Genomic DNA, 7,186 nt, shown 5'->3' with positions numbered 1-7,186 from the left:
CCGGCCGAGGCCTTCGCCCGCGCCGCCGCCTCGCGCCGCGCGCTGGCCGAGGGCGGGCGGCCCGGCGCCAACCTGCCGCTCGTCGTCATCGATCCCGGCCATGGCGGGCGCGACCCGGGCACCATCGGCACCCGCGGCACGCAGGAGAAATCCATCGTGCTCGCCACCGCGCAGGAGCTGCGCCGCGTGCTCGAGGCCTCGGGCCGCTGCCGTGTCGCGATGACGCGCAGCAACGACCGCTTCGTCCCGCTCGGCGACCGGGTGGAATTCGCGCGCCGCCGCGAGGCGGCGCTGTTCGTCTCGGTCCATGCCGACAGCGCGCCGGGCGCGCGCGGCGCCTCGGTCTACACCCTCGGCGAGGGGTCGGACGCGCTCTCCACCGCGCTGGCCCGGCGCGAGAACGCGGCCGACCGCGCCGGCGGGCTCCGCATGCCCTCGGTCCCGCCGGAGGTGCAGGCGATCCTGATGTCGCTGATGCGCGCCGAGACGCGTTCGGGCAGCGCCCGCATGGCGCGGCTCATGGTGCAGGAGCTGGGCGAGGATGTGCCGCTGCTGCCCAACACGCATCGCCAGGCCGGCTTCGTCGTACTGAAGGCGCCGGAGATCCCCTCCGTGCTGGTGGAGATCGGCTTCCTGTCGCATCCGGCCGACGAGGAGGCGCTGCGCCGCCCCGACCACCGCGCCAAGGTCGCCCGCGCGCTGGGCCGCGCGGTAACCGAATGGCTAGCCCGCGCCGACCGGCCGGAGGCGCTGGCCGCGCGGTAGGAGGACGGCGTTCAGATCGGCTGAGTCCGGCCAATCGGAGCGATGCCGTGGCGGGTCTGGCGAACGGTGCGAAGATGGCGTCGCAGGCCGGGCCTTCGCCGGCCATCCTGCGGAGGGCGCCATGGCCACTTCCTCGACCTTCACCGCGACCGACGGGGACGCCTACGAGCTGCAGATGGGGCGCTGGAGCCGTCGGCTGGCGGAGCCCTTCCTCGACTTCGCCGGCCCGGTCGGCGAGGGGGAGCGGGTGCTTGACCTCGGCTGCGGCACCGGCAGCCTCGCCCTCGCGCTGGCCGGCCGTTCCGCCGCCAGCCGGGTCTGTGGGCTGGATTTCTCCGACGCCTACGTCGCATACGCGCAGCGCCGGGCCGGCGGCGACCCGCGCCTGGAGTTCCGCGTGGGCGACGCCTGCGCGATGCCGTTCGAGGATGCCAGCTTCGACCGGGTGCTGTCGCTGCTCATGCTGCACTTCGTGCCTCGGGCGCCTGCTGCGGTGGCAGAGATGCGCCGTGTGGCGCGCCCCGGCGCGGTGGCGGCGGCCGCAGTCTGGGACGCCCGCGGCGGCGTCGTCGCGCACCGGCTCTTCTTCGACACGGCGGCGATGCTCGATCCGCAGGCCGATGCGCTGCGAGCGCGGACCTGCACCCGGCCGATGACCCGTCCCGGCGAACTCGCAGCGGCGTGGCGGGCCGCCGGCTTCGAGGAAGTCCGGGAGATGCTCCTGACGATCAGGATGGACTTCCCCGGCTTCGACGACTTCTGGGCGCCCTATCGCGGCGGACAGGGCCCGGGCGCCGACTACGTGGCGAGCCTGGACCCTGCCGCGGCCGATCGCCTGCGGGAGCATGTCCGTCGCGCCTACCTGGACGGCGAACCGGACGGCCCCCGCTCCTACGCCGCCAGCGCCTGGGCCGTGCGCGGCATCGTCCCCGGCTGAGCCCCGGGCCTGGTCACGGCCGACCCGCGGGGCCCGCAGCCTCGCGGCTGCGGGCGGTGCCAGCCGGCCGGTATCAGCGTGCCGCGAAGATCGGGCGCAGCGCGTCGGTCGCGCCGGTCAGCATGATCTGCGCGCCGATGCAGAGCAGCAGGAAGGCGGCGAGCTTGGCCGCGATCAGCATCCCCGTCGGGCCGAGCCGCCGCGCCAGCGCCGCGGCATTCGCGTAGGCCACCCAGACCGAGAGGCCGACCGCCAGCGCGATCAGGAGCGCGGCCGTGACGCTGACGAGGATGTCGCCGAGTTCGGCGGCGCGCCGCTCCGCCGCCAGCGCGATGCAGGCGGCGATGGTGCCCGGCCCCGTGGTGAGCGGCAGGGTCAACGGGAAGAAGGCCATGCGGTCGAGCGGCGCGGTGTCGAGCGCGGCCGGCGCGCGCGCGTCGCGCTGCTGCCGCGCCTCGTCCGTCTCCTCGTTCAACATGCGCCAGCCCGCGACCGCGACGGCCAGGCCCCCGGCAAGCCGCAGCGCTTCCAGCGAGATGCCGAAGAAGCCCAGCACGCGCACGCCCACGAAGAGCGCCACGATCAGCACGATGAAGCTGTTGATGGCGATGGCGCGGGCGAGCCGCGCGCGCTCGGCCTCCGTCAGCCAGCGCGTCATCCCGTGGAAGACCAGCGCGCCGCCGAGCGGGTTGATGATGCTGATCAGCGCCGAGAAGCCGAACAGCCAGACGGCGAAGAGTTCGGCGGCGAGCGCCACGACGGGTTCTCCCCTGCCGGTGCGGCGGAAGGCGCCGCGACCGCCGCGCCCGGCGCGCGTCCAGGGTAGGCTAAGGCGTCGGCGCCGGCGGGAGAAGACAGGCCCATGCCAGGGCTGTGCGAGGAATCCCCGCCGTGCCGGTGCGCGAAGACGCGAACGCCCGGGCGCGGCAGCACCCGGGCGTCGTGCAATGCGTGGCCCGCGCGGTCGCGCGGGCCCGGTCGGGCTACTTCTTCAGGTCGAAGCGGTCCGCGTTCATCACCTTCGTCCAGGCGGCGACGAAGTCGTTCACCATCTTCCGCTCGTTGCCCGCCTCGGCATAGACCTCGGCGATCGCGCGCAGCTGCGAGTTGGAGCCGAACACCAGGTCCACCCGGGTGCCGGTCCAGCGCAGCGCGCCGGTCTTGCGGTCGCGCCCCTCGAACACGTCCGCCGCGGCCGAGATCGGCTTCCACTCCGTCGCCATGTCGAGCAGGTTGACGAAGAAGTCGTTCGTCAGCTGGCCCGCGCGCGCCGTGAACACGCCGTGCTTCGACGCGCCGACATTGGCGCCGAGCACGCGCAGGCCGCCGACCAGCACCGTCATCTCGGGCGCCGTCAGCGTCAGCAGCTGCGCGCGGTCCACGAGCAGCTCCTCGGCCGAGACGGTGTACTCCGTCTTCAGGTAGTTGCGGAAACCGTCCGCCGTCGGCTCGAGCGGCGCGAAGGACGCCGCGTCGGTCTGCTCCTGCGTCGCATCCGTGCGGCCCGGCGCGAAGGGCACCTTCACGTCATGGCCCGCCGCCTTCGCCGCCGCCTCGATGCCCGCGCAACCGCCGAGCACGATGAGGTCCGCGAGCGAGACGCGCTTGCCGCCCGTCTGCGCCGCGTCGAAGGCCGCCTTGATGCCGCCGAGCACGCCCAGCACCTTCTCGAGCTGCGCCGGCTGGTTCACCTCCCAGTCCTTCTGCGGCGCGAGCCGGATGCGCGCGCCGTTGGCGCCACCGCGCTTGTCCGAGCCGCGGAAGGTCGAGGCCGAGGCCCAGGCGGTGGAGACCAGCTCCGCCACCGTCAGGCCGGAGGCGAGGATCTGCGCCTTCAGCACCTCGGCGTCGCGCGCGTCGATCAGCGGGTGATCCACGGCCGGCACCGGGTCCTGCCAGATCAGGTCTTCCTTCGGCACGTCCGGGCCGAGGTAGCGGACCTTCGGCCCCATGTCGCGATGCGTCAGCTTGAACCAGGCGCGCGCGAAGGCGTCCGCGAACTGCTCCGGGTTCTCGTGGAAGCGCTTCGAGATCGGGCCGTAGATCGGGTCCATGCGCATCGCCATGTCGGCGGTCGTCATGATCGGCGCGTGGAACTTGCCCGGCACATGCGCATCCGGCACCAGCGTCGCCGCGGCCGGGTCGGTCGGGATCCACTGCCAGGCGCCCGCCGGGCTCTTGGTCAGCGTCCACTCGTAGCCGAACAGCATGTCGAAGTAGCCGTTGTCCCACTTCGTCGGGTTCGGCGTCCACGCACCCTCGATGCCGCTGGTGATCGCGTCCTTGCCCTTGCCGGTGCCGAACTTGCTGATCCAGCCGAGGCCCTGCGCCTCGATCGGCGCGGCTTCCGGCTCCGGCCCCACCAGCGCGGCGTCGCCCGCGCCGTGGCACTTGCCGAAGGTGTGCCCGCCGGCCACCAGCGCCACCGTCTCCTCGTCGTTCATCGCCATGCGCGCGAAGGTCTCGCGGATGTCGCGGCCCGAGGCGATCGGATCCGGGTTCCCGTTGGGGCCCTGCGGGTTCACGTAGATCAGGCCCATCTGCACCGCGGCGAGCGGGTTCTCGAGGAAGCGGTCGCCGGTGTAGCGCTTGTCGCCGAGCCAGGTGTCCTCGGCGCCCCAGTAGATGTCCTGCTCCGGCTCCCAGATGTCGACGCGGCCGCCGCCGAAGCCGAAGGGCTTCAGGCCCATCGACTCGATCGCGCAGTTGCCGGTCAGGATGAACAGGTCGGCCCAGCTGATCTTGTTGCCGTACTTCTGCTTCACCGGCCACAGCAGGCGGCGCGCCTTGTCGAGGTTGCCGTTGTCGGGCCAGGAGTTCTCGGGCGCGAAGCGGTGCGCGCCGTTGCCCGCGCCGCCGCGGCCGTCGCCGGTGCGGTAGGTGCCGGCGGCGTGCCAGGCCATGCGGATGAAGAACGGCCCGTAGTGCCCGTAGTCGGCCGGCCACCAATCCTGGCTGACCGTCATCAGCGCGATGATGTCCTTCTTCAGCGCCGCCAGGTCGAGCTTCGCGAATTCCTGCGCGTAGTCGAAGTCGGGCCCCATCGGGTTCGACTTCAGCGAGTGCTGGTGGAGGATGCCGAGGTTGAGCGCGTTCGGCCACCAGTCGCGGTTCGACCGGCCGCCCACGGTCGCGTTCTTCGGCGCCCCGTGCATCACCGGGCACTTGCCCGCGGTATTCGCGTCCATCTTTCCCTCCGTTCGACCGGTCTGTGTGCAGCAAGCCGAGGTCGCGGCGGCGTGACGACGCCCGCCGGGAACCTTGCGGCACGGATGCCCCATCCCGAAGATAGAGGGAAGTCCCTTGATGCAACCCGTCCGATAGAGGGAAGCTATCGCGACAGTGCGGCTGACCCTGTGAACCTCCGCGACCTGCGCTACCTCCTCGCCATCGCCGAGCACGGCCATATGGGCCGCGCGGCGGAGGCCAGCGGCGTCAGCCAGCCCACCCTCTCCATCCAGCTCCGCAAGCTGGAGGAGCTGCTGGGCGTCGCGCTGTTCGAGCGCAGCGGCAAGGGCGTCGCGCCCACCGAGGCCTGCCAGCGCCTGATCGGCCATGTCCGCGCCGCGGTGGCCGAGGCCGACGCGATCCTGACGCTGTCCGCCGAGCTGCGCGACCCGCTCTCCGGCCGCTTCCGGCTCGGCATCATCCCGACGCTGGCGCCCTACCTCCTGCCGCTGGTCTTCGCGCCGCTGCGCGCCGCGCTGCCCGCGCTGGAGGTCGAGCCGTGGGAGGACCAGACCGCCGGCCTGCTCGATCGCCTCCGCGCGCATGAGCTGGACGCCGCCCTGCTGGCGACCGAGGTGGAGGGCGCGGAGCTGGCCAGCCGCGCGCTGTTCGCCGAGCCCTTCCTGGCCGCCTTGCCGCCCGAGCATCCGCTGGCCGCGCGCGCGGTGGTGGCGGAGGGCGAGCTGGCCGAGGACATGCTGGTGCTGGCCGACGGCCACTGCCTGCGCGACCAGGCCCTGGCCGCCTGCGGCCGGGGCGGCGCACTAGGTGGAACGCTGCGCGCCGCGAGCCTCTCCACCCTGCTGAACATGGTCGCCGCCGGCTATGGCACGACGCTGGTTCCCGGCCTGGCCGCGGGCGCCGCGCAGGACGCCGGCATCGTGCTGCGCCCGCTGGCGGCCCGCGCCGGGCGCACCGTGCGCATCGCCTGGCGCGCCCGCTACCCGAGACGGGCCGCGGTGGAGGCGGTGGGCGAGGTCATCGCGGCGCGCCTGCGCAAGTTCTCGGAGAGCGCGGCGGCCGGGGCGGTGTAGTCGGCCCTGACGCCCGCTAGCGCCCCGGCCGGATGGAGTGGCCCGCGGCGATCAGCGCGGCGCGCAGGAACAGCTCCTCCGGGATCGCCTCGAAGACGGTGTCCTCCACCGCGACCGTCCGGCATTCGGCGTCGCCACAGACCGAGCAGCACGGGCTGCTCCCGACCTGCGCGCCCAGCCACTCCTCCACCGGCCTTCCCGCGATCCAGATGCGGTTCGATTCCTGCGGATCGGCGCCGAAGCGCTGCCGATCGATCTCGCGGATCTCGAGCGTCGGCTCGATGCCCAGCGGCCGCAGCGCCGCGCGGAGCTTGCCCATGCCGCGCTGGATCTCGTCATGCGTGGCCTGGCAGCGGGTGCAGGTCCTGCCTGCCGCATCCGTCAGCCGCTGCCACACGATCGGCAGAGCCTGCATCGTCCTTCCCTTTCCGCCCGGTTCAGGGTAGCCCCGCGCGCCCCGCCGAGAGACCCAGCAACGCCGCGATCCCGACCGGGGGCTCCGGCTGCCAGGGCAGCAGGTAGCTCCGTCGCGCCAGGCTTCGCTGCACGCGCGCGATCTGCGCCGCCTCCCCCTCCATCCGCCGGCGGAGCAGCGGATCGGCGGTGCCGGACCCCGAAAGCCCGCGGTTGATCACCCAGCCATAGGGCTCGATGCCGGCCCGGCGCAGGTCCTCCTGCAGCGCGGCCGCCTCCGACACCGGCGTCGTCTCCGGCAGCGCGACCAGCAGCACCTTCGTCTGCTCCGGGTCGCGCAGCCGCATCAGCGGCGTGACGAGCCGCGCCTGCCGCTCGTCGCCCTGCAGGCCGCGCGTCATCTGCCGGTGATAGGCCCCGGTGGCATCCATCAGCAGCAGCGTGTGGCCGGTCGGCGCGGTGTCGAGCACGACGAAGCTGCTGCGCGCCTCCGCGACGATGCGGGAGAAGGCGTGGAAGACCGCGACCTCCTCGGTGCAGGGCGAGCGCAGGTCCTCCCGCAGCAGCGCACGCCCCGCCTCGTCCAGGCCCTGGCCGCGCGTCTCCATGATCTTCGCGACGTAGCGGTCCGTCTCCGCCTTCGGGTCGATGCGGTCCACCTGCAGCCCGGCCATCTCGCCGCCGAGCGTCATCCGCAGATGCGCGGCCGGATCGGTGGTGCTGAGATGCACCGTCCGGCCGCGCGCGACGAGGCCGACGGCGATGGCGGCCGCCACCGTCGTCTTCCCGACGCCGCCCTTGCCCATGA

General features: G+C 73.3%; 7 protein-coding genes. 3 read left to right on the top strand and 4 right to left on the bottom strand.

Annotated features, from left to right (window positions below; genetic code table 11):
- Together L2I40_RS15570 and L2I40_RS15565 are read left to right on the top strand one after the other, a co-directional pair.
- Nucleotides 1-765: N-acetylmuramoyl-L-alanine amidase family protein (locus L2I40_RS15570; protein WP_237216119.1), on the top strand; the 765-nt coding region annotated here is incomplete at its 5' end.
- 121 nt (nt 766-886) lie between these two features.
- Nucleotides 887-1,702, top strand: coding sequence for a class I SAM-dependent methyltransferase (locus L2I40_RS15565; RefSeq protein WP_237216118.1), 816 nt, complete (start codon nt 887-889; stop codon nt 1,700-1,702).
- 73 nt (nt 1,703-1,775) lie between these two features.
- On the opposite strand, the gene L2I40_RS15560 is transcribed toward L2I40_RS15565, so the two are convergent.
- Both L2I40_RS15560 and katG read right to left on the bottom strand, forming a co-directional pair.
- The gene (locus tag L2I40_RS15560) at nt 1,776-2,459 is read right to left on the bottom strand and encodes a MarC family protein (RefSeq protein ID WP_237216117.1); all 684 of its coding nucleotides are present in this window, start codon (nt 2,457-2,459) and stop codon (nt 1,776-1,778) included.
- A 226-nt stretch (nt 2,460-2,685) separates the two neighbouring features.
- On the bottom strand, nt 2,686-4,890 hold the full coding sequence (gene katG / locus L2I40_RS15555) for a catalase/peroxidase HPI (protein WP_272910975.1): 2,205 nt from the start codon (nt 4,888-4,890) through the stop codon (nt 2,686-2,688).
- A gap of 168 nt (nt 4,891-5,058) precedes the next feature.
- Here katG and L2I40_RS15550 point away from each other — a divergent pair, with 168 nt between their 5' ends.
- Nucleotides 5,059-5,964 carry a LysR substrate-binding domain-containing protein gene (locus L2I40_RS15550; RefSeq protein ID WP_237216116.1) on the top strand — a complete coding sequence of 302 codons (906 nt, stop codon included), beginning with the start codon at nt 5,059-5,061 and terminating at the stop codon, nt 5,962-5,964.
- A gap of 16 nt (nt 5,965-5,980) precedes the next feature.
- On the opposite strand, the gene L2I40_RS15545 is transcribed toward L2I40_RS15550, so the two are convergent.
- Nucleotides 5,981-6,379, bottom strand: a complete 399-nt coding sequence (locus L2I40_RS15545) for a DUF2703 domain-containing protein (protein ID WP_237216115.1) — start codon at nt 6,377-6,379, stop codon at nt 5,981-5,983.
- A 22-nt stretch (nt 6,380-6,401) separates the two neighbouring features.
- Nucleotides 6,402-7,186: ArsA-related P-loop ATPase (locus L2I40_RS15540; protein WP_272910974.1), on the bottom strand; the 785-nt coding region annotated here is incomplete at its 5' end.

This window comes from Falsiroseomonas oryziterrae, assembly GCF_021864505.1.
GTDB lineage: Bacteria > Pseudomonadota > Alphaproteobacteria > Acetobacterales > Acetobacteraceae > Falsiroseomonas > Falsiroseomonas oryziterrae.
Note: the sequence above shows the minus strand (reverse complement) of the source record. Positions and strands in the feature narration are given on the sequence as shown.